Below are 24,148 nucleotides of genomic sequence, written 5' to 3'. Positions count from 1 at the left end.
GTTCACGGCTCCTTGATGTCTGTGCCGAGGAACGGCGCGAGCGCGCGTGCGGAGCGCGCGCCGTCATGCACCTCGCGCACGAACGACGGACCGGCGGCGCTGAGCGCCCGGTACCTGTCTGGATCGCGGGCGATGTCGCGCACGACATCCGCGACGGCGTCGAGGCGCGCTTCGACGATGGGCAGTTCACGGCCTGTGGTCGCCAGAACGTGTGAGCGCACGGCCTCGGAGACGTGGCCGACGACGACGCGGCCGGCAGCCATCGCCTCGCACGCGGCGACGCCGTAGTCGCCGAGGCGGAACTGGTCGAGCACGATGTCGGCGTCTCGGTACACGCTCGGCATCTGCTGCCACGGAACGCTGGCGATGCGCCGGTAGTCGATGATGCCGGCAGCGGCCAATGCGCCGAGCTCCTCATCGATACCTGCGCTGCCCTTCATCGGCGAATTGCTCGGCGCGAACGCGACCACCGGCACCGCGCGCCGCAGCGGTTCCCCGCCGCCCGCCCAGAGCTCCGGGTCGATGGCCACGGGCAGCCACTGCGAACCCGGAACGTCGAGCAGTCCCGGCGTCGAGACGAACGAGGGAAGGCCGGAGGTTCGGGCGAACTCGCGGTGCTGCGCGGCGTTGCGCTCGAGGATCTCGACGCTGACCGCCGGGTACCCGCCGTCGGCGCCGAACGGCGAGTCCGCCTCGAGCTCGGCGTGCGCGCTCGGTAGCCGGATGTCGCTGCCATGCCACACGAGCGCGACCGTGAGGCCATCGGCGACGAGGCCCGCTGCCACGCGCTGCGGGGTGGAGCCCGGCACGCTGCCGTAGGCGAAGCGCCCCGACTCCAGCAGCAGGTGCGTGAATCCCTCGACCAGTGCCGTGCGCTGCCGCCGGCGCCACTGGTTCGCGAAGGCGAACGCCATCTCGGGAACGGACTGATCGCTGTCGTATCCGAACTTCCGCGAACCCGCGGTCTCGATCGCCAGGTCCACGGCGCCGACGCCCTCGAGGTGCCGCTCGGCGGCGCGCGCCCACGCGTAGCCCTGACCGGCCGAGTTGACCGGTCCGACGAACAGCCGGATCGGCGTGCCCGGCGCCACGGGGGTCGAGAGCGCGTCGGGTGACCATGAGAAGCGCCGCGGGAAGATGCGCGCGACGGCGGCATCCGGCAGCAGGGCGGTGGCTCGCCTCGCGGTGCCCCCGAGCGCGCTTCGCACTGTCATGAGCTCGTCCGTCCCGCGTGTGTGATGATCGCCGCGACGCGCTCCGCAACGGCCGCGATCGAGACGTTCGCGAGCGTCCAGTCGGCCACGGCCGCCCGTGCGACAGGCGACGGCGCCTGTTCGAGCGCTTCCGAAACGGCAGCGGCGACGGCGGCCGGGTCGTGGCTGCTGCACGTTCCGAGCGCGGCGCCGGCGATCAGCTCGGCGGAGGCGCCACGGCCGGCGAACACGACGGGCGTGCCGCAGGCCGCCGACGCAAGGATCTTCGTCGGCACCGCGAAGTCGTACCCCGTGCCGGGCACGATGCTGACGAGCCCCACGCGGGCCGACCGCAACAGGCGCGCGGCCTGAGGGGGCGCGATGACACCTGTGAAGGAGACGGATGCCTCGACCCTGAGTTCTCTCGCCAGTGATTGCAGCTCATCCCGCGCGGTACCGCCCCCGGCGAACACCAGCCTCGCGCCGGGAACCCGCTTGAGCACTGCGGGCCACGCTCGCACGAACACGTCGGCACCCTGCCATTCCGACATCGTGCCGGCGTACACCGCGGTCGGCGGCACATCGTCGACGGGCCCGTCGGGCGTGAACACCGTCGTGTCGATGCCGTTGCGCACGACCGTCACGCGGTCGTGGCCGGCGATCTCCCGCACGCGCTCGGCCACACCGTCGGTCACGGCGATCACATGGGCTGCACCGCGCATGGCGAAGCGCTCCACCACACGCAGCGCGCGCGTCACGAAGGATGAAGCCCCCATCGACGCCGTCGCGTCAGACCAGATATCCGCTGCGTAATAGACATAGGGCACGCGACGGATGCCGGCCGCGATGCGCGTGACGAAGCCCGTGGTGGGCGGCGGTTCGACCACGATCGCGTCGGGCCGACGGCCACTGATCAGCCGGAACAGCAGCGGCAGGTCGAAGCTCAGGTACTGCAGGTAGCCGCGCACGTAGTCGTCGGCGTCTCGCAGCACCGGTAGCCGGCGCACCGTCACGCCGCGCCGGGCGGCGTCGGAGGCGCGGGCGGCGCCGCGCAGCCCCGCAGGAGCTGTCGTCGTCAGTACCTTCACCGCGTGGCCCGCGTCGGCGAGGGCATCCGTCAGTGCACTGAGCCGGAACGATGCGGCCGCCGCCTCCGGCGTGAAGATGCGACTCGCGATGGTGACGCGCATCGCGAACCCTAGAACGTGACCGCCTGGCCGGTGCGCGCCGACTCCAGCAGCCCCTCGACCACCTCGAGAGTGCGCAGGCCCTCTTCCATGGTGACGGTCTCGTGGCGCTCACCCAGCACGGCGTCGCGGAACGCCTCGTGCTCGACCCGCAGAGGCTCGCGCTTCGGGAATGCGAAGCGCGTCATGTCTCCCTCGCTCACACCGCGGAAGCTCGAGACGGCCTCCCATTCCAGCGGGAAGGTGCCGTTGGCGAAAAAGGTCAGGTCGCCGGATGAGGTGTCGGCGACGAACGCACCCCGCTCGCCGGTGACGACCGTGAGGCGCTCCTTCATCGGGCTCAGCCAGTTCACGAGGTGATTCACGACCACGCCGCTCTCGAGCCGGCCGGTCGCGCTGATCATGTCCTCGTGCTCGCGGCCGCTCTTGTGCATCGTGTGGCCGTAGATCGACGCGTACGGGCTCTGTGCCACCCACGCCGTCAGATCGATGTCGTGCGAGCCGAGATCCTTCGCGACGCCGACGTCGGCGATGCGCGCGGGGAACGGACCCTGGCGGCGGGTCGCGATCTGGTAGACGTCGCCGAGTTCTCCGGCCTCGACCCGGCGCCGCAGTTCCTGCAGGGCGGGATTGAAGCGCTCGATGTGACCGACAGCCCCGACCAGGCCGCGTGTGGCAAAGGCATCCGTCATCTGGCGGCCCTCGTCGACCGTCTGCGCGATCGGCTTCTCGACGAGGGTGTGCACCCCGGCATCCGCCAGCTTCATCGCCGCGTCGAAGTGGAACCGCGTGGGAATCGCAACGACGGCGATGTCGATACCTGCCGCGATGAGCGACTCGACGTCGGGCAGCACCTCGAGATCGCCGGCGACTTTGAACGGGTCACCGCCGGGGTCGGCGATCGCGACGAGGTCGACGCCGTCGACCTCGCGCAGAACGCGGGCGTGGTGACGGCCCATCGCCCCGATGCCGATGAGTCCGGCGCGCAGCGCGGCCATCAGGCACCCGCCTTCGCGAGGGTGTTGACCGCGGTCACGATGCGCTCGAGATCGTTCTGGGTGAGCGACGGATGCACCGGCAGCGACAGCACCTGCTGCGCCGCGATCTCGGTCTGCTCGAGGTGCTCGGGGCGCGCGAACGGCGCGAGGCGGTGGTTCGGGATCGGGTAGTACACACCCGAGCCGATGTTGTGCTCGTCCTTCAGCGCCGCCTGGAAAGCGTCGCGGCCCTCAGGCACGCGGATCGTGTACTGGTGGTAGACGTGCTCAGCGCCCTCGGCGACGGGCGGCGTCACGACTCCCTCGAGGTTGGCGTCGAGGAACGCGGCGTTCGCCTGGCGCTGGGCGGTCCAGCCGAGCACGCGCGTGAGCTGAACGCGACCGATGGCGGCGTGGATGTTGGTCATGCGGTTGTTGAAGCCGACCAGCTCGTTCGCGTACTGCTTCTCCATGCCCTGGTTGCGCAGCAGCCGCGCGACGCGGGCGATCTCGTCGTCGCGCGTCGTGATCATGCCGCCCTCGCCTGAGGTCATGTTCTTGGTGGGGTAGAGGCTGAACGCGCCGAACGCGCCGAAGGTGCCGACCTTCTGGCCGCCGAGCGCGGCGCCGTGCGCCTGCGCGGCGTCCTCGAAGAGCAGCAGGCCGCGCTCGTCGGCCAGCTTCGTGAGGGCCGTCATGTTCGCGGGGTGTCCATAGAGGTGCACGGGCATGATGCCCTTGGTCTTGTCCGTGATGACGGATGCCACGGCCTCGGGGTCGAGGCAGAAGAAGTCGGGCTCGATGTCGGCGAAGACCGGCGTCGCGCCGGTGAGCGCCACCGAGTTGGCGGTCGCGGCGAAGGTGAACGATGGCACGATGACCTCGTCGCCCGGGCCGACACCGGCGGCCAGCAGACCGAGGTGCAGCGCAGAGGTGCCCGAGTTCACGGCAATGACGTGGCCGCCATCGGTGAGCACCTCGCCGAACTCGCTCTCGAACGAGGCTACCTCGGCGCCCTGGGCCAGCATGCCCGTTGCGAGCACCGCGTCGACGGCTGCGCGCTCTTCGTCGCCGATGATCGGCTTGGCAGCGGGAATGAATGCGTTGCTGTCGCTCATTAGTCTTCGGATTCCTCTTTCAGGGTCTCGCCGTCTTCGATGTAGCGCTGGCCGGTCTCTGGGCACACCCATACACCGGCCTCGTCCTGCTCGAGCGGAACGCCTGCCTTGCCGACCCAGCGCAGTCGGCGGGCGGGAACGCCCGCGACGAGCGCGAAGTCGGGCACGTCCTTGACGACGACGGCGCCGGCCGCGACCGTGGCCCAGCGGCCGATGGTCACCGGCGCGACGCACACGGCGCGGGCGCCGATCGAGGCGCCTTCTTTGATGGTGACGCCGACCGGGGTCCAGTCGTGCGCGCTCTTGAGCGAGCCGTCGGGGGCGACGGCGCGCGGGTAGTGGTCGTTGGTCAGCACGACGGCGGGGCCGATGAACACGCCGGCCTCGAGCACCGCCGGCTCGTACACCAGCGCGTAGTTCTGCACCTTGCAGTTGTCGCCGAGGCGCACGCCAGAGCCGATGTACGCGCCGCGGCCCACGATGCAGTTCTCGCCGAGCACCGCGCCTTCGCGCACCTGGGCGAGGTGCCAGATCTTGGTCCCCTCCCCGATTGCGGCGTCAGCGGACACATCGGCACCGGGGGCTACGAACACGGCAGACATCCTATCCCGCGGCTTCTGACCGACGGCTCAGCCTCGGCTGGTGATGTGCGCCCGCGCTCCGAGTGCGATGCGCAGGCAGAGGCGCAGTGGAGCGAGGTACCAGCCTGAGTACTTGCGTGAGAGGTAGAGGTAGGCGCTGCGGTGGTGCTCGGCGCGCATCGCCGCGGCCCGCGTCTTGGTCGAGTGCGCGCCGGTGTGCATGACGCTCGCGGCAGGAACGTAGAGATTCCGCCAGCCGGCCTTCGTCAGCCGGTCGCCCAGGTCGACATCCTCGAAGTACATGAAGTACGAGTCGTCGAAGCCGCCGATCGCGTCGAAGGCCTCGCGGCGCACCAGCTGGCACGAACCGCTGAGCCACCCCGTCTCGCGCCACTGAGCTGATGACGCGCGGTACTCGCCGTGATAGCGGCGCGACCACGGGTTGCTCAGCCAGACATTGGCGAACAGGGCGTGTCCCACGCCGGTGCGCAGGCTGGGCAGCTCCCGTGCGGAGGGGTAGACCTCGCCGCCCGGCTCGATGATCCGGGGGCCGATCGCGCCTGCATCCGGTTCGGCCTGCGCCACCTCGAGGAGCGACTCGAGCGCATGCCGGCTGAGGCGCACGTCGGGGTTCGTGACGAGGATCCAGTGGATGTCCGGGCCGAGCCTGCGCGCACCGAGATTGATGCCGGCACCGTAGCCGAGGTTGCCCTTGGCTTCGACGACTTCGAGGCCGGGTAGCTCCGGCAACTCGAGCACATCGTCAGGCGCATTGTTCACGACGATGGTCGCGGCGGGGGCGACGGTGGATGCATGCAACGACTCGATCAGCCCCTCGAGGGCGTCCGTCGAGAAGTAGCTGACCGTGACGACCGCGACGCCGGGGTCCGCGGGGAGGGCACCTGGGTCGCGCATTTGGCCAATTGTATCGGCGCGTCCTATGGGGATCGGACGGGCCCCGCTCCGGGGGGAGTTCAAAAGGGCCGTTGCTACAGTGTCAGTGCTCCGATGGCAGTCGCCGGGGGCTGGCCGTCTCTGTTAGCGACCGGCCGACAGATGTGAGGGAGTCCGCTTGAATCCGTTCGGTCGTGCCATGAAGGTGCTGCGCGAGGAAGGCCCTCAGGAGCTTGGGGTTCGCACCGGTCGTGCGTTCGTTCGCTACGGGCGCGTCATTCGCTCAGAAGGCTGGCGCTCGTACGCGTCGCGCGGGTTCGCCAAGCTTTCGCAACTGGCTGCCGTCCACAGGCCGTCGATGCTGGTGCGCGAAGAGGATGCGCTCGCGGCTGACTGGACCAGGCCCGGCCCGCAGCTCGCGTCGCCGATCACGGTGAAGTCCGGACCGATTGACATCGCCTGGATCATGTCGCCTCCGGGAAAGGAGAGCGGCGGCCACCAGAACCTCTTCCGGTTCATCCGCTACGCAGAGGACGCCGGCCACCGCTGCACGATCTACCTCTATGACGCGCGCACCGAGAACAGCATCAGCATCCCCGACGTTCGCGCGATGCTCGCCGCTTCTGAGGCCTTTCCCGACCTGAAGGCAGAGATCCGGAACTACAGCGCTGAGGGCGTGCACTCGAGTGCGCAGGCCATCTTCGCGACGGGTTGGGAGACCGCGTACCCGGCCTTCCTCGACAAGAGCACCGCGCGCAGACTCTATTTCGTGCAGGACTTCGAGGCGAGCTTCTATCCGCTCGGCTCTGAATCGCTTCTGGCGGAGAATACTTATCGCTTCGGGTTCTACGGCATCACGGCGGGCGGGTGGCTGTCCGACAAGCTGGCGCGTGAGTACGGCATGAAGACCGCGCACTTCGATTTCGCGGTGGACGCCGAGCGCTACCACCTCACGAACACGGGACGCCGCAACGAGATCTTCTTCTATGCGCGCCCGGTCACGGCGCGGCGGGCATTCGAATTCGGCGCCCTGGCACTGGGCGACTTCGCACGACTGCGCCCGGATGTGACGATCAACCTCGCCGGCTGGGATGTCTCCAACTGGCCGCTTCCGTTCGAATACGTCAATCATTCGAGCCTCGAACTATCGCAGCTCAACAAGCTCTACAACCGTTGCGCTGCCGGCCTCGTCATGTCGCTGTCGAACATGTCGCTGCTTCCGCTCGAGTTGATCTCGGCCGGCGTGGCACCCGTCGTGAACGACGGGCCCAACAACCGCCTGGTCTCGGACAATCCGTTCATCGAGTACGTCCCCGCCTCGCCCCGTGCAGTGGCCGATCGCCTGGTTGAGGTTCTCGAGCGCCCGGATCAGCCAGAGCGGGCGGTCGCCATGTCTCAGTCGGTGTCGAACACGGACTGGCGAGAGTCGGGGAAGCAGTTCGTCGAGGCGCTCGAGAGGGCGATGCGTGGCTAAGTCGGTCGTCATCGGCGCCAATGGCTTCATCGGCTCGCACCTCGTCGATGCGCTCGTCGGCGCGGGGCACCAGGTGCGCGCATTCGATCGCTTCAGCAACGGCACCGTGAACTACCAGGCCGGCGGGGTCGAACAGCTCGTGGGAGACTTCCTGAGCCGCGCTGACCTCGAAGCCGCCGTCGCCGGCTGCGACTACGTCTTCCACTTTCTGTCGACGACGACGCCGGCCACGGCCGAAGCCGACCCGACCCTCGATCTGCGCACGAACCTCATTCAATCGGTCGAATTGCTCGATGCCGCCGCTCACGCAGGCATCCGGCATCTCTATCTCGCCTCGACTGGCGGCGCGATCTACGGCCAGCAATCCAAGGACGCCTTCGCGGAGGACGATGTCACTGAACCCGTCTCGCCGTACGCGATCGGGAAGTTGGCGATTGAGAACTACCTGCGGTATTACGACGCCAAGCATGGTCTCAAGTCGACGGCGCTGCGCATCTCCAACCCGTACGGCACGCGCCAGCATCCCAACAAGAAGCAGGGCCTCATCCCGATCGCGCTGCGGCAGATCGCGCTCGGCCAGCCGGTCGTGCAGTTCGGAGACGGGTCGATGGTGCGCGACTATATCTACGTCGAGGACCTCGTGCAGATGATCGTCCGCATGATCGGCAAGGGCGAAGAGCATCTGGTCTACAACCTCGGCCGAGGCATCGGGCACTCCGTGGCCGAGATCCTGGCCGTCATCCGCGAGGTCGTCGGTCGCGACTTCGAGATCGATCGTCGCCCGTCGCCGCCGACCTTCGTCGATCGAGTCGTCCTCGACATCAACCGCTACACCAGCACGTTCGGCGACGTTGACTTCACCAGCTTGGCCGACGGCGTCACCCGCACCTACCGAGAGATCGAATCAGAGAATGTCAACTGAGGGCTCCCTCGACGCCACCGTCGCGATCCTGACCTACAACGGCGAGACGTATCTCCGCCGCATCCTGGAGATGCTTCGCGCTCAGGAGTTCGACGGCAGCTTCGAGGTGCTCGTGATCGATTCGGGCTCCACCGATGCGACGCTCGACATCATCGCCGAGTTCCCCGAGGTGCGGCTGCTGCAGATCCCCAACGAGGAGTTCGGCCACGGCCGCACCCGCAACCTCGCCGCGCGCGAGGCTCGGGGCGAGTTCATCGCGTATCTGACGCACGACGCGGTGCCGGCGCATTCTCGCTGGCTGCACGCGATCATCGAGCCGATGCGGCGCTTTCCGCAGGTGGTGGCCGTGCTCGGCAAGCAGGTCGCGCGTCCGCGCGCGTTCCCGCTGCAGCGCTACGAAGTCAATGGGATGTTCCAGAACCTCGGCCCCGACCACGGTGTCACGCTGTTCTACCGAGACGGCGATGCGCCCCTTCCGCAGGCGGTGCTCGACGCCATGTCGTACTACTCCGACGTCAACTCGGCGACGCGGCGATCCTTCCTGCTCAACGAGATCCCGTACCGCGACGTGCGCTACGCGGAAGACCAGATGTTCGGGCGCGACATCATCGACGCAGGTCTCGTGAAGGCATACGCGCCGCAAGCTGCGGTCGAGCACTCGAATGACCTGAGCTACGCGGAATACGGCCATCGCATCTTCGACGAGACGGTCGGCCTACGGCAGATCGGCGCCGAGCTGCCGCCTCTGTCGGCGACGCAGGCGTTCAAGCTGACGGTGAGGGGAACGCTGGGCGACTCCGCGCGCATCGTGCGCGACGGCTCGTATAGCGTCAAGCGGCGCCTGTACTGGCTCGCCGTGAACCCGTTCTACCAGGCGCGCAAGTGGCGCAGCTATCGCCGCTCGACGCTGATCGACGTCACGGACCCCGACGCGGTGCGTGCTGGGTCGCTCGAGCACAAGCGCAAGTGCGGCGACCTGCCCGCCCGGTAGCGCGGACGGCTCGCGCTCACTTGGCGCTGATCTGAGGCGTGAGCCGAAGGATGCCGTTGCCGTAGTCCTTGCCGGGGATCACGAAGCTTCCCCCTGGGGCCCGGCGATCGAAGTTGACGCCTGACGAGTTCCCGACTCCGACGTTGATCAGGTAGGTGCCCGGGCCGAGCCGCACGTCGGGGAACTCCACCGTGACCTCGTGGTAGCCCGGCGTGTTCGGCAGCGCAGGCGCATCGAAGGTCGTCATCGCATAGAGCTGAAGGCCGAGCGTGTTCTCGATCTCCATCCCGATGCCCCAGTCGTGGCTCGGCTCGTGAATCGTCACGCCGATCCGAGCCCGTACCAGGGCTGTGCCGTCGGCGCCGACCTCGGCCTCGGTGTCGAACGACTCGATGTCGTAGGCCCGACTGAGCCCGCGCTGCTCCGCGAGGTGCGCCGCCCGCTCGCGTTCGGCTTCGTAGCCGGCGCGAAGGATGCGGATGCCGTCCCCTGGGTCGCCGTCGTGCTGCACGACCCCGCCGTCGAGCACGACGACGCGGTCGCAGAGGCTGCCGACCTGCTCGGCTGAGTGGCTCACGAGCACGATGGTGCGACCCTCTGCCTGGAACTGCGCGATCTTTTCCATGCACTTGCGCTGGAAGGGCTCGTCCCCGACCGCGAGGACCTCGTCGACGAGCAGAAGGTCGGGGTCCACGTGCACGGCCACTGCGAAGGCCAGACGCACGTACATGCCCGAGCTGTAGAACTTCACCTGCGTGTCGATGAACGGCTCGATGCCCGAGAACTCGACGATGTCATCGAAGTAGCGGTCGGTCTCGCGGCGCGTCAGCCCCAGGATCGCGGCGTTGAGGTAGACGTTCTCACGCCCGGTCAGGTCGGGGTGGAACCCCGCGCCGAGCTCGAGCAGCGCGGCGAGACGCCCGCGGCGCTCGACGGTGCCGACGGTCGGTTCGATGATGCCGCCGATGACCTTGAGCAGAGTGCTCTTGCCCGAGCCGTTGTGACCGACGAGCCCCACCGTGCTTCCGAGGGCGATGTCGAGATCGATGTCACGCAACGCGTAGAAGTCACTGGTGTGACGGCGTGCCTGGCGGAAGTTGAGGAAGCGCTCTTTGAGGGACTTGTCCTTGTGCATCACGAAGCGCTTGGAGACGCCATGGACGCGAACGATGGAAGGCATGGTCGACGACATCACAGCTCCTGAGCGAAGTTGCCCTGCAGGCGCGCGAAAACGCGCTGCGCCGGCCAGAGCAGGGCGAGGCTGATCAGAAGGACGACCGCGACGGAGAGACCGAGGTGCGGCGGCCAGTACTGAGTGATGCACGCGGCGCCCCCCGGTGGGCAGAAGGGCACGGAGCCCGCGGCCCACAGCCCCTTCTGCATCGCGAGCACCGCGAGCGTTGCGGGGTTGTAGAGATAGACGTGCTCCAGCCAGCCGCCGTGGAGCATGTTGTTCACGTACGTGAACGAGTACACGATCGGGGACGCCCAGTAGAGGATGCCCAGCGCGATTTCGACGATGTGCTGCACGTCGCGCAGGTACACGTTGACGGCCGCGAGCACCAGACCGACGACCGTCGCGAAGACGATGGCGAGCAGCAGGCCGCCGATCGCCAGCAGGATGTTGGGGCCCCAATTGAAGGGAACACTCGACAGGGTGGCGATGGCGATGATCAGCACGATGTACTGGATCGCCGCATTGAAAAGTGCACTGCCGATGACGCTGAGCGGGAAGATCTCGCGGGGGAGGTAGACCTTCTTCACGAGGCCGGAATTGCTGAGAATCGAGGTCGTCGAGCTGCCGACGATCTCGGAGTAGAGGCCCCAGGTGGTGAGGCCGATGAAAACGAAGATCGCGAAGTCGGGGGTGCCGCGGCTCACTCCGAGCACCTTGCCGATGACCAGATAGTAGATGAGCAGCTGGGCGATCGGCCGGAACAGACTCCACACCACGCCGAGCGTGCTGCCCTTGTAGCGCGACTTGATCTCGCGGCGGATGAGCAGGAAGAGCAACTCTCGATGACGCCAGATGTCGACGATCGAATCGACCCCGCCGAAGAAACGGAATCGCGCGCCGACGACGGACATCGGCTCATTCGCGATCCGCTCGGCGCGCAGGTCTAGTTGGGTCATTCACGTTCCTCGGGTGTGGGGGGTGCGCGAGCGCACTGACACGGAATGCTACTGGCCGCGGCTGGGTGATCCCTCGCGCCGCGCCCCCAAATCGCGTCTGATTCCGCGTGTTCCCGCCCATCCGGCCGGACGTCGCGGTTAAGTTGCAAGGGGCTGTCGTGTCGATCCTTGGCGCGCGTCCGCCCTGCCGACCCCCGGGAGATCTCATGACCCGCCGCCTCGCCGGCGCATTCGCTGTGCTCGTGACGGCCGTCGCGGCATCCATTGTCGCCATGGCCGCGCCTGTCTCACCTGCTCAGCCCGCGACTGCTGCCGCCGTCGGATCGCAGTTCCAGGCCGGGAACATCATCAGTGACGCGCTGTTCTACAACGGGTCGGCGATGACGACCACGGACGTCCAGTCCTTCCTCAACAGCCAGGTGACCTCGTGTGCGGCCGCGAACGGCCAACCGTGTCTGCGCAACTACAGCCAGGCGACCCCGTCGAAGGCGGCGGTCTCGGGGCGCTGCGCCGCGTACGCCGGTTCGTCGAGCGAGAGCGCCGCGAGCATCATCACCAAGGTGGGCTCGGTCTGCGGCATCAGCCAGAAAGCGCTGCTCGTGCTGCTGCAGAAGGAGCAGGGGCTCGTCACCTCGACGTCGCCCACCTCGACCATGTACCGCTCGGCTACGGGCTACGCGTGCCCGGATACCGCGGCGTGCAGCTCGACCTATTACGGATTCTTCAACCAGGTCTACAACGCGGCGCTCCAGTTCCGCACGTATCAGCTGTACCCGACCTCGTTCAACTTCCAGGCCGGCCGGAACAACAGCATCCTCTACAGCCCGACCACCTCGTGCGGCTCTGGCACGGTGTACATCCAGAACGCGGCGACCGCCGGCCTCTACGACTACACCCCGTACCAGCCGAATGCGGCGGCGCTGGCGAATCTCTACGGCACGGGCGACTCCTGCTCGAGCTACGGCAACCGCAACTTCTGGCGGTTCTACACCGACTGGTTCGGCTCGACGACCGCGGGCTCTCTGGTCCGTACGACGACCGACGCGACGGTCTACCTCGTCTCGGGCACGGTGAAGTACGTCGTGCCCAACCAGCAGACCCTCGATTCGCTCGCTCCGCTCGGCCCGGTCAGCTACAACACCGCGAGCTACCTCGCGAGCTTCACGACGCAGTCGCTCATCGCCGGGGCGGTTCGAATCATTCGGGACCCCGCCGGATCGATGTACTTCTATGACTCGGGCATCAAGTTGCCGATCGGCAGCTGCGATCTCGTCGTCGACTACGGTGGCGCCTGCTCGACGGGCGGCTACATGCAGCTGACCCAGGACCAGGTGAACACCTTCTCGACGGGGCCTGCGCTCAGCAACGTGATGGGCTTGACCACGGGGCAGCGCTATGCCGTGCGGGACGGAAAGAAGTCTGAGATTCTCGACGCGCTCTCACAGACGGGTGCCGGCGTCACAGGTTCGCTCAATGTGCTGAGCCCCGGGGCGCTCTCCGCGCTTCCGCTGACTGCGCCCATCGTGCGCGACGGCGCCTTCGCGCTGCAGCGGGGGAGCAGTCAGGCCTATCTGTTGACAGGGGGCAAGAAGTTGCCCGTGACGGCAGCGGAGGCGAGTGCGCTCGGCTCGAGCGTGATCGCCGGCTCGCTTGACGCAGCGAGCCTCGCTCTGATTCCGACCGGAAGTGTATTCGCGGGACTCGTCAAGGGACCGGACGGCGCGGTCAGGTTGCTCGGCCCGGCTCAGAGCGTGCTCTGGTCGGGCGCAGCCTCGACGGTGGCGGCCACTCCGGTGACCGCGAGCTTCCTCACGGCATACCCGAGCAAGGGAACGATCGCGCCGGGGTCGACGATCAAGACGGCGGGCTCCAGCACCGTCTACATCGTGATGAGCAACGAGATCCTGCCCGTCGGCGCGTGGGAATCGCTGGTCGCCCTCGCCGGTGGCAAGCCGAACCCGAGAATCTACACCGTCCTGCCTTATGTCGTGGCGGCGCCGGCGAAGGGGCCGGTCGCTTTGACCTCCAACACGCTGACCCGCTCGACCAGCGATGCAACCGTGTACGTCATCAACGGCGTGACGTCGAAGATCGCGATGAGCAGGCTCGAGTACGCGACCGAAGCGGGCTTCACCGAGCTTGCCTATACGACACAGGCCCGTCTCAACGCGTACCCGAGGGCTGCGCAACTGCTGACGTGGGGCGTGAGCTGCGGCACGGCGAAGTACGTCGCCGCAGGCGGCGAGGAGCACCTGGTGCCGACCACCCTCGCGGGGGACTACCCGTTCACCTACGTCCCACTCGACTCGTTCGCGTGCGCCATCCTCAAGTTGGGACCCGCGGCGACGCAGTTCATCAAGACGCCGAACGGCTCCATCTACCAGCTCAAGGGCGGGAAGAAGCTGCCGATCTCATCAATGTCCCGCTACACGCAGCTGAACGGCAGTTCGACCGCGAACTGGCTTCCCGTCAACGCAGACTTCGCCACGGCGATTCCCTCAGGGCCAGCGGCCTGACCCGGAATCAGCCCGCGAGCGTGGACTGGTTCGTCGCGATGCCCGGGCGCGTGCCCGTCTCGTCGCTCGCGGCATCCGCGGCTGCGACTTCGGCTGCGCCGAGCTCCGTGGCGTCGTGGATGCCCCAGAGCATGAGTGCGAAGATCGCGCAGGCGAACAGCACGACGCCGAGCGCGATGACGATGTCGGGTGTCGGCACGAGGTGCGACCACCACCACACCGTGCCGCGGCTCGGGTTGAAGCCGGAATTGCGCGTGCCGAGGCCGAGCGTGTAACGCAGCACGGTGATGCCCAGTGACGCGCCATTGGCGACCGCCGCGAGAGCGGCGATCAGGATGCGCTGAGTGAGCGTGAGAGAACGGATTCTTCGGCCGAAGCGGAACAGGGCGACGGCCACGAGCATCGTGAGCAGCGGCAGCAGGTAGCGCGGCTGCACCTCGGTGCCGACCTGTACGTGCGACTTCTGCAGGATGACCAGGGGCAGGGCCGTCAGTAGGACGACACCGCCCGTCATGGCGATGATCTTGCGCGGTGTCGAGTCGCGCATGCCCCACAGCAGCACGAACCCGAACACGACGATCGTGCACGCCGGAACGATCCAGGGAAGTGTGACATCGAACCACCCGAGTCCCCAGGTGCCAAGGGACCCGAGCCAGAGGGACGGCACGTTGATCAGGTTCCAGAACAGCAGGCCGATCCCGGCATGTTCCTGCCCCGGTGTCGCCGCGGTTGTCGTGCTCGTCGTGCTCCCTGCGGCGCCCGCGCTCACCGAACTGGTGCCGAAGCCACCGGTTGCGGCTCCCGTGCCCATGCCGGTGCCGAAGGCGCTCCACAGCCCGGCGGCGATGATGGCGGCGCACAGGATGATGACGGGCCAGTTCCAGAAGCTGCGCGATCTGCGCCAGGCGAGGAAGATCGCGAGAACAGCGCCGACCGCGACGAATAGCCCGGCGTCACCGCGCGACCCGGCGCCCATCACCGCTGAAACAGCCGAGAGGGCAGCGAGACCCCAGCGCCGGGCGCCGGTCGTCTCGAAGCAGCCGACGAGCGCGAGCCAGAGAGTGCCGGCCGATGCGATAGCCCACCCGCTCGGATTGACGCTCGGAATCAGGAAGATGCCGAGGGGGATGAACGTCGCAGTCATCGAGAGCACGAGGGTCGAGCGGCGTCTGAGCGGCAGCAGCCAGTACAGCGCCGTTGCCAGTGCGACGAAGAGCGCGGCGTTGACCAGGCGCATGACCACGACCGACGCCGGAATGCTCTTCGGTTGGATGAAGATGCTCATCGCGGCATAGAAGACCGGCGGGTACGCCCCGGTGAAATTGCCCCGGCGCGTCGCCTGGAGCTGAAGAGCGGACGCCGCGTCGAGGTCGCCTGCGCAGATCGATGTGATGTCAGGGTGATCGCGGTAGCACGGCGGTACCGCGATCGCGGCGGGCACCATCCTGTGGGTCTCCGACGAGGTCGCCTCGCAGCGGCCCGGCTGATCGCCCTGTGCGCACCAGATGCTCGCAAGGTGGAAGTCGTCGTCTGGGGCGGAGCCCACCGGCGACGCGACCGCCCAGGTCGCCAGGGCGCCGAACAGCAGGATCGGGACGAGCAGGATCCGTATGATGTTCCAGAAGCGAGACATCACGGACTATGCGGTCGCGGGCGCCGCACCGATAACGCGGTAGGTGGCCCTCGGCCAGTTCTGCGCAGAGCTGATGCGCCGGCCATCGACAATGGCCTTCACGCCCGGAACCTTCTCGTGCCCGAGCTCGCGGTACTCGGCGTGGTCGGTCTGGATGATCGCTGCGTCAACCTCGGTCCCGTAGGAGTACGGGGTGAAGCCGAGCTTCTCGAGCTCGTCCTCGGTGTAGAGCGGGTCGTGGACGTAGACCTCGGCGCCCGCGGCTCGCAGCGCATCGACAGTCGGGAACACGCCGGAGAACGCTGTCTCTTTGACGCCGCCCCGGTAGGCGGCCCCGAGCACGACGACCTTCGCGTCGGCGAGATCGCCGTAGGCGCCCTGCAACATGCTCACTGCGTGCGCGGGCATCGAGGCGTTCGCGGCGCGTGCCGCGGCGACGACCGTCGCCTCGGGGTCGTTCCACAGGTACAGGCGCGGATAAACGGGAATGCAGTGCCCGCCGACCGCGATGCCGGGGCGGTGAATGTGCGAGTAGGGCTGCGAATTCGACGCCTCAATCACCTGGTAGACGTCGATGCCGGTGCGCTCAGCGAAGCGGCCGAACTCGTTGGCGAGGCCGATGTTGACGTCGCGGTAGGTGGTCTCGGCGAGCTTCGCGAATTCTGAGGCCTCAGCTGAGCCGAGATCCCATACGCCGTTCGGGCGGGCGAGGTCGTCGCGCTCATCGAAGTCGAGCACCGCCTCGTAGAACTCCCGCGCACGCGCGGCACCCTCGGGGCTCAGACCGCCGATGAGCTTGGGGTACTTCCGCAGGTCGGCGAAGACGCGGCCGGTGAGCACGCGCTCCGGCGAGAACACGAGGTGGAAGTCGACGCCCTCGGTGAGGCCGGAGACCTCCTCGAGCAGCGGCTTCCAGCGCGTGCGGGTGGTTCCGACCGGCAGTGTCGTCTCGTACGAGACCAGGGTGCCGGGGGTCAGGTGCTCACCGAGTGAGCGGGTCGCACCGTCCATCCAGCCGAAGTCGGGGCGCGCCTCGCTGTCGACGAAGAGCGGAACGACGAGCACCACGGCGTCAGCGCCGGGGATGGCGTCGGCGTAGTCGGTGGTGGCGCGCAGGCGGCCGGCTGGAACCAGCTCGCTCAGGCGCTCCTGCAGCTCGGCCTCGCCGGGGAAGGGCTCGATGCCGCGGTTGACAAGGTCGACGGTCGCCTGGTTGACGTCGACGCCGACGACGTCGTGTCCCTTCGAGGCGAATTGAACTGCGAGCGGGAGGCCGATTTTGCCGAGGGCGACGACTGCGATCTTCACGGAAATCATCCTAGGTGGACGTTTCTGCGCGGGTCCCGATGAACGTCGCGCCGCCCGCTTTCCCGGGTGGCTGTCGACTAAACTCGCCACCTGAGGAGGCCTCCCCATCAGTAATCCAGTCGAACAGCGCACGTGGCTCGTCGTGCCGCTGTACAACGAGGCGTCGGTCATCGGCTCTGTGGTCGCCGCTGCCCGCGAGACCTTCCCCAACGTCGTGTGCGTCGACGACGGCAGCAGCGACGGCTCGGCCGAGGCTGCGAGGCGCGCGGGGGCACGCGTGGTGAGGCATCCCATCAATCTCGGCCAGGGCGCGGCCCTGCAGACCGGCATCGACTACGCACTGGGCGACCCGAACTGCCACTACCTCGTGACGTTCGACGCAGACGGGCAGCACCGCGTCGAAGACGCGCTCGCCATGGTGAAGCGCCTCGACACCGAGTCGTACGACGTGGTGCTCGGCTCTCGGTTCCTCGACGGCCGCACCGAGATGTCGGCACTCCGCCGCATCGTGCTGCGCGCCGCGGTGCGCTTCGAGCGCTACTCGACGGGCGTTGCGCTCACCGACGCTCACAACGGCCTGCGCGCCTTCACGCGCTCAGCTGCGGAGCGCATCCGGATCACCCAGAACCGCATGGCGCATGCTTCGGAGATCGTGGGCGAGATCGGCAAGAAGGGCCTGCGATACACCGAGCAGCCAGTGCAGGTTCTCTACACTGACTACTCGAAGTCGAAGGGCCAGTCGCTGTGGAACTCGATCAACATCCTCAGCGAACTCTTTCTGAAGTAGGGACGACGTGGAAGCGCAGCTGCTGATCAAGATCGTCCTGATCGTCGCGTTCGTGGCGTTCGCCGTCTTCCTGATGCTGCCGACACGCAGTGTGCGGCACGTCGCCCTGCGGCGCATCGTGCTCGTTATCGTCCTCGCCCTCGCCGTGCTGGCCGTCGTCTTCCCGAACGTGCTCACGACCGTCGCGCACCTCGTCGGAATCGGCCGAGGAACGGACCTGCTGCTCTACGGGCTCATCGTCGTCTTCCTCGGCAACGCGCTCGTCATGCAGCGCCGTAGCACTTACATCGAGAAGCAGGTCACCGTGCTCGCCCGGCGCATCGCCCTGCTTGAGGCGCCACAGGCGGCCGGCGACGTTGCCGATGGCATCGCGTCGGCCGATATCGCGCCGAGCGAGACCGCACCGGACGCGGACGACCGGCCAGGCGGGGCCGAGTAGCCGCATGCGGGTCCTCGTCACCGGCGGAGCCGGCTACATCGGCTCGCACGTCGTCGCCGCGCTCGCTGCGCGCGGCGACGACGTCGTCGTGCTCGACGACCTCTCCGCGAGCGGCACCGAGCGCATCCCCGGCCTCCCGCTCGTCGAGATCGACCTGGTCTCCGACGCGGCTTCGGCCACCGTCGCCGCACTGCTGCGCAAGGAGCGCATCGACGCCGTCATGCACTTCGCTGCCCGCAAATCCGTCGACGAGTCGGTGCGCCGACCCGCCTGGTATTACGAGCAGAACCTCACATCCCTCGCACACCTGCTCATGGCGATGGAAGAGTCGGGGGTAGACCGCCTCGTGTTCTCGTCGTCCGCCGCGGTCTACGGCTCGGCGACGGGCGAGGCGATCGGCGAGGACACACCGCTCGCCCCGATCAGCCCCTATGGCGAGACGAAACGCGCCGGCGAGCAACTGATCTCCGCGGCATCCATCGCCTTCGGACTGCGCGCGACTAGCCTGCGCTACTTCAACGTCGGGGGCGCGGGCTCCGTGACGCTGGCAAACCACGGTGGCGGCAACCTGATCCCTCTGGTGTTCGAGCGCCTTGATCGCGGGCTGCCGCCGCTGATCCACGGCGACGACTACCCGACCCGCGACGGCACTTGCGTGCGCGACTACATCCATGTCGTCGACCTCGCCGAGGCGCACGTCGCGGCACTCGACTACCTGGCCGAGGCACCCGCGGGCAACACACCCCTCAACGTCGGCACCGGCAGAGGCACGACGGTGCATGAAATGGTCGACGCGATCCTGCGGGCGTCGGGTTCGCCGCTCGCAGCCGAGGTGGGCCCGCGGCGCGATGGCGATCCGGCCTCGTCGGTCGCCTCGGCTGCGCGCATCCACAGCCTGCTTGGCTGGACGGCCAAGCGCGGCATCGACGAGATCGTGCAGTCGGACTGGGCCGCGCACCAGGCCGCCCGCGCGGCGGGGCGCCCGGCGTGACGGCGGCCGTCGCACTCTGCACGCACAACGGCGCCCGATTCCTCGAGCCGCAGCTCGCCAGCATGCGCACGCAGTCGTATCAGCCCGCCGTCGTCGTACTGTCAGACGACGCGTCGACCGACGACACGGTGGCGCTCGCGCGGCGCGCGTTTGCGGGCGCCGATTCCGTCGTAAGAGCGGATGCCCCGCAGCTGCGCATCATCGAGAACCGCCCCGCGCTCGGCGTGACCAAGAACTTCGAGGGTGCGGTGCGCGCCGCCGCAGGCACCGGCGCAGACCTCATCGCGCTCAGCGACCAGGACGACGTCTGGCACGCCGACAAGCTCGAGCGGGCGGCGCGCGTCTTCGCCGCCGACCCGGCCGCTCTGCTGCTGTTCACGGACGCCCGCCTGGTCGACGGCCGGGGGGCGCCCCTCGAGCTCGGCCTCTTCGAGAGCCTCGGTGTCACCGAGGCCGAGCTCGGCCTCATCGAGTCCGGCGATGCGCTTCCCGCGTTCCTGCGCCGCAACCTCGCCACGGGTGCCACCGTCGTCCTGCGCCGCGAGCTGCTTGAGCTCGCTCTGCCGTTCCCGGCCAGCTGGGTGCACGACGAATGGCTGGCGATCGTCGCCGCGGTACACGGCGGCGTGCGCGTGCTGCGCGAGCAGACCATCGATTACCGCCAACACGGCGGCAACGAGATCGGTGTCAACGAGCCGACGCTCGGCTACAAGATCAGGCGGATGCTTGAGCCGCGCGGCACCCGTAACGAGCTGCTCGCCGCCAAGTTCGCCGACCTCGCGGCCTGGGCGCGTGCCACTGGCCTGCCTGCCGACCAGCTCAGTCAGATCGAGGCGAAGGCGGCCTTCGAGCTGACGCGCTCACGCATGCCCGAGGCGCGGCTCGCCCGCATCCCCTCGATCCTGCGTCTGGCCGCCCGTGGACTGTACCCGCGCTACGCAAGCCAGGGAACGCTCGACATCGCCCGTGATCTGCTTCAGCGCCCGTAGTGCCCATAGCGTGCGGGCGGCACGGGCGCCTGCGGCAGCGCGCTGCGCCAGCTCATGTTCTGCGAGGCGTTGACGGTGCAGATCACGAGCAGCAGCCAGCCGTAGTCGACGAGGGTCACCGATTCCGTCGCCGAGGTGGCGAGCAGGGCGATCAGCACGAGTGGGGTCCACATGTGGATGACGCTGCGCTTGTTGGATGCCACGAGCCATGACCGCCCCGTCGCGAGCACCACCATCACGCCGAAGATCAGCACGCCGACCCAGCCGAGCTGCAGCAGCACGTCGAGGTAGGCATTGAGACCGTTCGCCTCCGGCGTGCCGCTCAGCTGGTTGATCAGGCTGAACGGGAACAGGTTGCCGCGCCAGATGCCCGTCCACCCCCAGCCGACCAGCGGGTTCGCCTTGGTGAAGTCCCACATCTGGATCCAGAGGGCGTGCCGCACGTTGAGCATCGACCGCGCGTCCAGCAGGCCGATGATCGGGTCGCGCAGAATCCACGCGACGAGTGCGGCAACGGCCGTCGCAATCGCGATCGTGACCTGCCCGGTGAACCTGCGGCGCTCGTCCTTGACCGCACGCAACGCCATCAGCACCAGGGTCGCGACAGTCACGAGCGCGATCACGACGACGGCGACGGGGGAGCGGGACAGCAGCAGGCTGATCGCCCCGAGCGGGATCGAGAGCGCCGCGCGCCCGCGCGTCACCGAGCGCGTGCGCCACTCGACGAAGAACGTCACCAACGCGATCACCGAGATCAGCGCGAGCGCGTTGCGGCTGCCGAAGATGCCCTGGATCGGCCCGAGGTGCGCGATCGTGCCGCTCACCCCGAGATAGTGCACCGGCTCAGAGGCGACGAGTCCGCTGAACACCTCGAGCGCCAGCGACCCGGCGAGCAGGAACCGCAGCGCGTCGCCGACCACGCGCACGACCTGGATCGTGTCGCGCACCATGGCGAGATAGATCGCGAGGTAGGCCCACGCGAGCTGATAGAGCGATGAGGCGACGGTGGTTCCGGGGTTCTCGCTCCAGATCACGCTGGCCGTGCACCAGGCCACGAACACCAGCAGTGACACCGGAATCAGCCCGTGCGAGTCGTGCCTCCCGCGGCGCGCGATGAACGACAGCGTCGCGAGCACGACCATGACGCACAACGCCCCGACGAGCCCCGGCCAGGCGACGACCCGCACGATCGCGAAGGTCGAGAACGCCGAGCCGACGATCACGAGCGACAGCGCGTTCACGAACCGGCCGGAGCCGAAGAAGTTCCGCAGAGGCTCCTCGAACGCGCGCCAGCCGCCCCCGCGGCTCACGGCCTGCTCGCCTTTGTCGTCACGGACCACACGACGAGCAGCGCCCACCCGCTCTCGATCAGCATGCGGCTCTCGGCGATCGACTGCACGAGCTGGGCGGTGAAGACCAGCAGGGGCAGCAGAGCGAGGGCGTTGAACGGATGCCTGGTCGAGGCGTCCGTGACGGGGCGGTCCACCGCCATGAACCAGGCGCGGCCCAGCGTCGTGATCGCGAGGCAGGCGAAGACCACCACTCCGACGATGCCCAGCTGCAGCCAGACATCCAGCCAGGCATTGTGCGCTTGCAGGTACTGCACGCCGTGCCGCACGGCCAGCCCGTCGAACGGCTTCGCCCATGGCACCCAGTAGCCGAGCCAGCCCCAGCCGAACGCCGAGTGCTGCTGCGCGAGCGGGATCACCGCATTCCAGATGTCGGTGCGACCGGTCAGGCTCGGCTCCTTGCCGAACAGGGCTGTGAACTCGGTCCACGCGGCGAGCACGCCGCCGACCACCACGACGACGAGCGCGATGGCGCTCAGATAGATCGGGCCGCGACCGCGCTGCCCGCGCGCCCGCGCCCACAGCGCGAAGCCGAGCACGACCGCCGTGGCGACGAGCGCGACGGTCACCGTCGCCGAGCGGGTGAGGGCGAGCACGAGCGCGGCGACGACGATCCAGAACCAGCCCCAGAACGGCCGCGAGACGCGGTCGACGCGCTGCAGCACGAAGACGATCAGAGCGATCAGAGCGCACATCGCGAGCAGGTCCGCGTTGCCGACGATGCCCTGGATAGGCCCGCCGTGCAGCAGGTCGTTGCGGCTCCAGTGGAACGCGTCGGGCACGTTCCCCGAGTAGTCGACGCCGGGCACGCGGGCAAGGGGCAGAATCGGATGCCGGATGATGACGGCCACGATGAGCTCGAACAGCAACGAGAGCCCGAGCACCCAGCGCAGCGCCGCGCTCAGGATCTTGGCGAGCTGCCGCTGCGAGAGGATCAGCGCGGGCGCGAGCCCCGCGACTCCGGCCGCGATCAGCGCGAGTGCACCGAGCAGCACATCCTGGTGACCGCCCGGGCCGCTCGTGCCCTCATAGCGCGCCCACCCGATCGAGGCGATCGCGAGCGCTACGAACAGCAGCAGCATCTTCGGCCACTTGCGGAACGGCAGCTGCGGGCGGGCGAGGAAGATCCACACCACGTTCGCGATCGCGAGCACGCCGGCGATCGCGAGATAGGCGGGCCAGCCGACGAGGTCGCGCCAGAAGTCACCGGCGAACAGCGTGAAGAACGAGAGAGTCGCGAGGATGCCCGCGGCGGGGTGCAGCGGCGCGACCGGTGTCCTCATAACCAAAGGGTATCGGCGCCCGCCCTCAGGAATCGCTGATGCGACGGTCGACTGACGGGCGCGCTCGCGCCGAGGGGTGCGGAAATGGTGCTCTGGGCGAGCAGAGGCCCATCACGGCACCCCTCGGCGCGGTCCCGAGCTAGACGAACGCCGCCTGGCCCGTGATCGCGCGGCCGACGATGAGGGTGTTCATCTCGCGCGTGCCCTCATAGGAGTAGATCGCCTCGGAGTCCGCGAAGAAGCGCGCGGCGTCGTGATCGAGCACGATGCCGTTGCCGCCGAGCACCTCGCGGCACCAGGCGACCGTCTCGCGCATCTTCGAGGTCGCAAAGGCCTTGGCGAGGGCCGAGTGCTCGTCGCGCTGCGTCTCGGTGTCGAGCATCTTCGAGACCTGCACGACGAGGGCGAGCGACGCGGTGATATTGCCGAGAGACTTCACCAGCAGGTCCTGGATCAGCTGGTGCTTGGCAAGCGGCTTTCCGAACTGGACGCGCTCCTTCGCGTACGCGAGTGCCGCCTCGTAGGCGCCGATCGCGATGCCGACGGCCTCCCATGCGACCTCGGCGCGCGTGTGGCGCAGCACGCGGGCGGTGTCGCGGAACGAGTTCGCGTTCACGAGCTTGTTCGCGTGGGGCACGACGACGTCGGTGAGGGCGATGTCGGCATTCTGCACGATCCGCAAGGACACCTTGTTCTCGATCTTGGTGGCGACGAATCCGGGGGTGTCGTTCGGGACGATGAATCCCTTCACCTGGTCATCGGCGACGTCCTTCGCCCAGATCACGGTCACGTCGCCGAACGTCGCATTGCCGATCCAGCGCTTCGAGCCGTTGAGCACCCAGTGGTCGCCGTCGCGGCGGGCGGTGGTGCGCAGGCCCTGCGCCGAGTCCGAGCCGGAGAGCGGCTCGGTGAGCCCGAACGAGCCGATGACCTCGCCGGAGGCGAGCTTCGGAAGCCACTCGGCGCGCTGGTCGGCGTCGCCGCACAGCGAGATCGCGCCGGCGGCCAGGCCGTTCTGCACGCCGACGTAGGTGGCGATGGATGCGTCGACCCGAGCCAGCTCGAGGGCGACGAACCCGCGGAAGACCGCGGAGTTCGGGAACGGCTTCGTCTCGTCCCACCCGAAGGCGGCGATGCCCTGCGCGTGCAGCCCAGGGATGATCTCGTGCGGGAAGGTCGCCTTCTCCCAGTGCTCGGTCACGAGCGGCTTCACCTCGGCCTCGAGATAGGCCCGCAGCTTCGCGAGCGCCTCCTTCTCAAGGTCGGTCAGCTCTGCGGCGAATCCGAAGAAGTCGGACACGAGCGGCTCGAAGACGGCGTCGGGGGCGATGGCGGTGTCAGTCATGTTCGTGGTGAGCTCCGTTGCTGCGGGGTGGTCGCCGC

The 24,148-nt window shown here is 68.2% G+C and carries 21 protein-coding genes; 8 read left to right on the top strand and 13 right to left on the bottom strand.

What is annotated here, in order from left to right; genetic code table 11:
- Positions 1-2 precede the first annotated feature (2 nt).
- The 6 genes from ABD736_RS14620 to ABD736_RS14595 are packed head-to-tail and all read right to left on the bottom strand — an operon-like array spanning position 3 to position 5,971.
- The gene (locus ABD736_RS14620; RefSeq protein WP_344792601.1) at positions 3-1,214 is read right to left on the bottom strand and encodes a glycosyltransferase family protein; all 1,212 of its coding nucleotides are present in this window, start codon (positions 1,212-1,214) and stop codon (positions 3-5) included.
- Positions 1,211-2,383 carry a glycosyltransferase family 4 protein gene (locus tag ABD736_RS14615; RefSeq protein ID WP_344792600.1) on the bottom strand — a complete coding sequence of 391 codons (1,173 nt, stop codon included), beginning with the start codon at positions 2,381-2,383 and terminating at the stop codon, positions 1,211-1,213. The genes ABD736_RS14620 and ABD736_RS14615 overlap by 4 nt, the downstream gene beginning before the upstream one ends.
- Positions 2,384-2,391: 8 nt before the next feature.
- Positions 2,392-3,378: a Gfo/Idh/MocA family oxidoreductase gene (locus tag ABD736_RS14610; RefSeq protein ID WP_344792599.1), complete on the bottom strand. Its 987-nt coding sequence runs from the start codon at positions 3,376-3,378 to the stop codon at positions 2,392-2,394.
- Positions 3,378-4,475 (bottom strand): DegT/DnrJ/EryC1/StrS family aminotransferase, encoded by a 1,098-nt coding sequence (locus ABD736_RS14605; protein WP_344792598.1) that lies wholly within the window; start codon positions 4,473-4,475, stop codon positions 3,378-3,380. Before ABD736_RS14605 ends, ABD736_RS14610 begins: the two co-directional genes overlap by 1 nt.
- Positions 4,475-5,068 carry an acyltransferase gene (locus ABD736_RS14600; protein WP_425555033.1) on the bottom strand — a complete coding sequence of 198 codons (594 nt, stop codon included), beginning with the start codon at positions 5,066-5,068 and terminating at the stop codon, positions 4,475-4,477. The genes ABD736_RS14605 and ABD736_RS14600 overlap by 1 nt, the downstream gene beginning before the upstream one ends.
- 36 nt (positions 5,069-5,104) lie before the next feature.
- On the bottom strand, positions 5,105-5,971 hold the full coding sequence (locus tag ABD736_RS14595; RefSeq protein ID WP_344792596.1) for a glycosyltransferase family 2 protein: 867 nt from the start codon (positions 5,969-5,971) through the stop codon (positions 5,105-5,107).
- Positions 5,972-6,149: 178 nt separating this feature from the next.
- Here ABD736_RS14595 and ABD736_RS14590 point away from each other — a divergent pair, with 178 nt between their 5' ends.
- From ABD736_RS14590 to ABD736_RS14580, 3 genes are read left to right on the top strand one after another with little or no spacing between them, the layout of a single operon-like run.
- Complete coding sequence (locus ABD736_RS14590; RefSeq protein WP_344792595.1) at positions 6,150-7,424, top strand: rhamnosyltransferase WsaF family glycosyltransferase; 1,275 nt, start codon at positions 6,150-6,152, stop codon at positions 7,422-7,424.
- Positions 7,417-8,346: an NAD-dependent epimerase/dehydratase family protein gene (locus tag ABD736_RS14585; protein WP_344792594.1), complete on the top strand. Its 930-nt coding sequence runs from the start codon at positions 7,417-7,419 to the stop codon at positions 8,344-8,346. The genes ABD736_RS14590 and ABD736_RS14585 overlap by 8 nt, the downstream gene beginning before the upstream one ends.
- Positions 8,336-9,337 (top strand): glycosyltransferase family A protein, encoded by a 1,002-nt coding sequence (locus ABD736_RS14580; protein ID WP_344792593.1) that lies wholly within the window; start codon positions 8,336-8,338, stop codon positions 9,335-9,337. Before ABD736_RS14585 ends, ABD736_RS14580 begins: the two co-directional genes overlap by 11 nt.
- Before the next feature lie 16 nt (positions 9,338-9,353).
- Here ABD736_RS14580 and ABD736_RS14575 read toward each other — a convergent pair whose 3' ends face one another.
- Together ABD736_RS14575 and ABD736_RS14570 are read right to left on the bottom strand one after the other, a co-directional pair.
- A complete protein-coding gene (locus ABD736_RS14575; RefSeq protein ID WP_344792592.1) occupies positions 9,354-10,517 on the bottom strand; it encodes an ABC transporter ATP-binding protein in 1,164 nt (387 codons plus the stop codon).
- Positions 10,518-10,528: 11 nt separating this feature from the next.
- Positions 10,529-11,470: an ABC transporter permease gene (locus ABD736_RS14570; RefSeq protein ID WP_344792591.1), complete on the bottom strand. Its 942-nt coding sequence runs from the start codon at positions 11,468-11,470 to the stop codon at positions 10,529-10,531.
- Positions 11,471-11,676: 206 nt separating this feature from the next.
- Here ABD736_RS14570 and ABD736_RS14565 point away from each other — a divergent pair, with 206 nt between their 5' ends.
- On the top strand, positions 11,677-13,986 hold the full coding sequence (locus ABD736_RS14565) for a hypothetical protein (RefSeq protein WP_344792590.1): 2,310 nt from the start codon (positions 11,677-11,679) through the stop codon (positions 13,984-13,986).
- A 7-nt stretch (positions 13,987-13,993) separates the two neighbouring features.
- On the opposite strand, the gene ABD736_RS14560 is transcribed toward ABD736_RS14565, so the two are convergent.
- A complete protein-coding gene (locus ABD736_RS14560; protein WP_344792589.1) occupies positions 13,994-15,619 on the bottom strand; it encodes a DUF2142 domain-containing protein in 1,626 nt (541 codons plus the stop codon).
- 6 nt (positions 15,620-15,625) lie between these two features.
- A complete protein-coding gene (locus ABD736_RS14555; RefSeq protein ID WP_344792588.1) occupies positions 15,626-16,927 on the bottom strand; it encodes a nucleotide sugar dehydrogenase in 1,302 nt (433 codons plus the stop codon).
- Between the two features lie 142 nt (positions 16,928-17,069).
- On the opposite strand from ABD736_RS14555, the gene ABD736_RS14550 reads away from it, so the two are divergent.
- From ABD736_RS14550 to ABD736_RS14535, 4 genes are read left to right on the top strand one after another with little or no spacing between them, the layout of a single operon-like run.
- A complete protein-coding gene (locus ABD736_RS14550) occupies positions 17,070-17,714 on the top strand; it encodes a glycosyltransferase family 2 protein (RefSeq protein ID WP_344792587.1) in 645 nt (214 codons plus the stop codon).
- 7 nt (positions 17,715-17,721) lie between these two features.
- Positions 17,722-18,153, top strand: coding sequence for a DUF2304 domain-containing protein (locus ABD736_RS14545; protein ID WP_344792586.1), 432 nt, complete (start codon positions 17,722-17,724; stop codon positions 18,151-18,153).
- Positions 18,154-18,157: 4 nt separating this feature from the next.
- On the top strand, positions 18,158-19,144 hold the full coding sequence (galE, locus tag ABD736_RS14540) for a UDP-glucose 4-epimerase GalE (RefSeq protein WP_344792585.1): 987 nt from the start codon (positions 18,158-18,160) through the stop codon (positions 19,142-19,144).
- A complete protein-coding gene (locus tag ABD736_RS14535; protein ID WP_344792584.1) occupies positions 19,141-20,133 on the top strand; it encodes a glycosyltransferase in 993 nt (330 codons plus the stop codon). The genes galE and ABD736_RS14535 overlap by 4 nt, the downstream gene beginning before the upstream one ends.
- Here the strand turns inward: ABD736_RS14535 and ABD736_RS14530 are convergent.
- The 3 genes from ABD736_RS14530 to ABD736_RS14520 form a co-directional block, all read right to left on the bottom strand.
- Positions 20,121-21,443 carry an O-antigen ligase family protein gene (locus ABD736_RS14530; RefSeq protein WP_344792583.1) on the bottom strand — a complete coding sequence of 441 codons (1,323 nt, stop codon included), beginning with the start codon at positions 21,441-21,443 and terminating at the stop codon, positions 20,121-20,123. The two genes, ABD736_RS14535 and ABD736_RS14530, sit on opposite strands and share 13 nt — an antisense overlap.
- Positions 21,440-22,765 (bottom strand): O-antigen ligase family protein, encoded by a 1,326-nt coding sequence (locus ABD736_RS14525; protein WP_344792582.1) that lies wholly within the window; start codon positions 22,763-22,765, stop codon positions 21,440-21,442. Before ABD736_RS14525 ends, ABD736_RS14530 begins: the two co-directional genes overlap by 4 nt.
- Positions 22,766-22,904: 139 nt before the next feature.
- Positions 22,905-24,110: an acyl-CoA dehydrogenase family protein gene (locus tag ABD736_RS14520; RefSeq protein WP_344792581.1), complete on the bottom strand. Its 1,206-nt coding sequence runs from the start codon at positions 24,108-24,110 to the stop codon at positions 22,905-22,907.
- Between the last annotated feature and the right edge of the window lie 38 nt (positions 24,111-24,148).

This window comes from Gryllotalpicola daejeonensis (assembly GCF_039538145.1).
Lineage (GTDB): Bacteria > Actinomycetota > Actinomycetes > Actinomycetales > Microbacteriaceae > Gryllotalpicola > Gryllotalpicola daejeonensis.
This window is presented reverse-complemented; position numbering and strand designations above follow the sequence as displayed.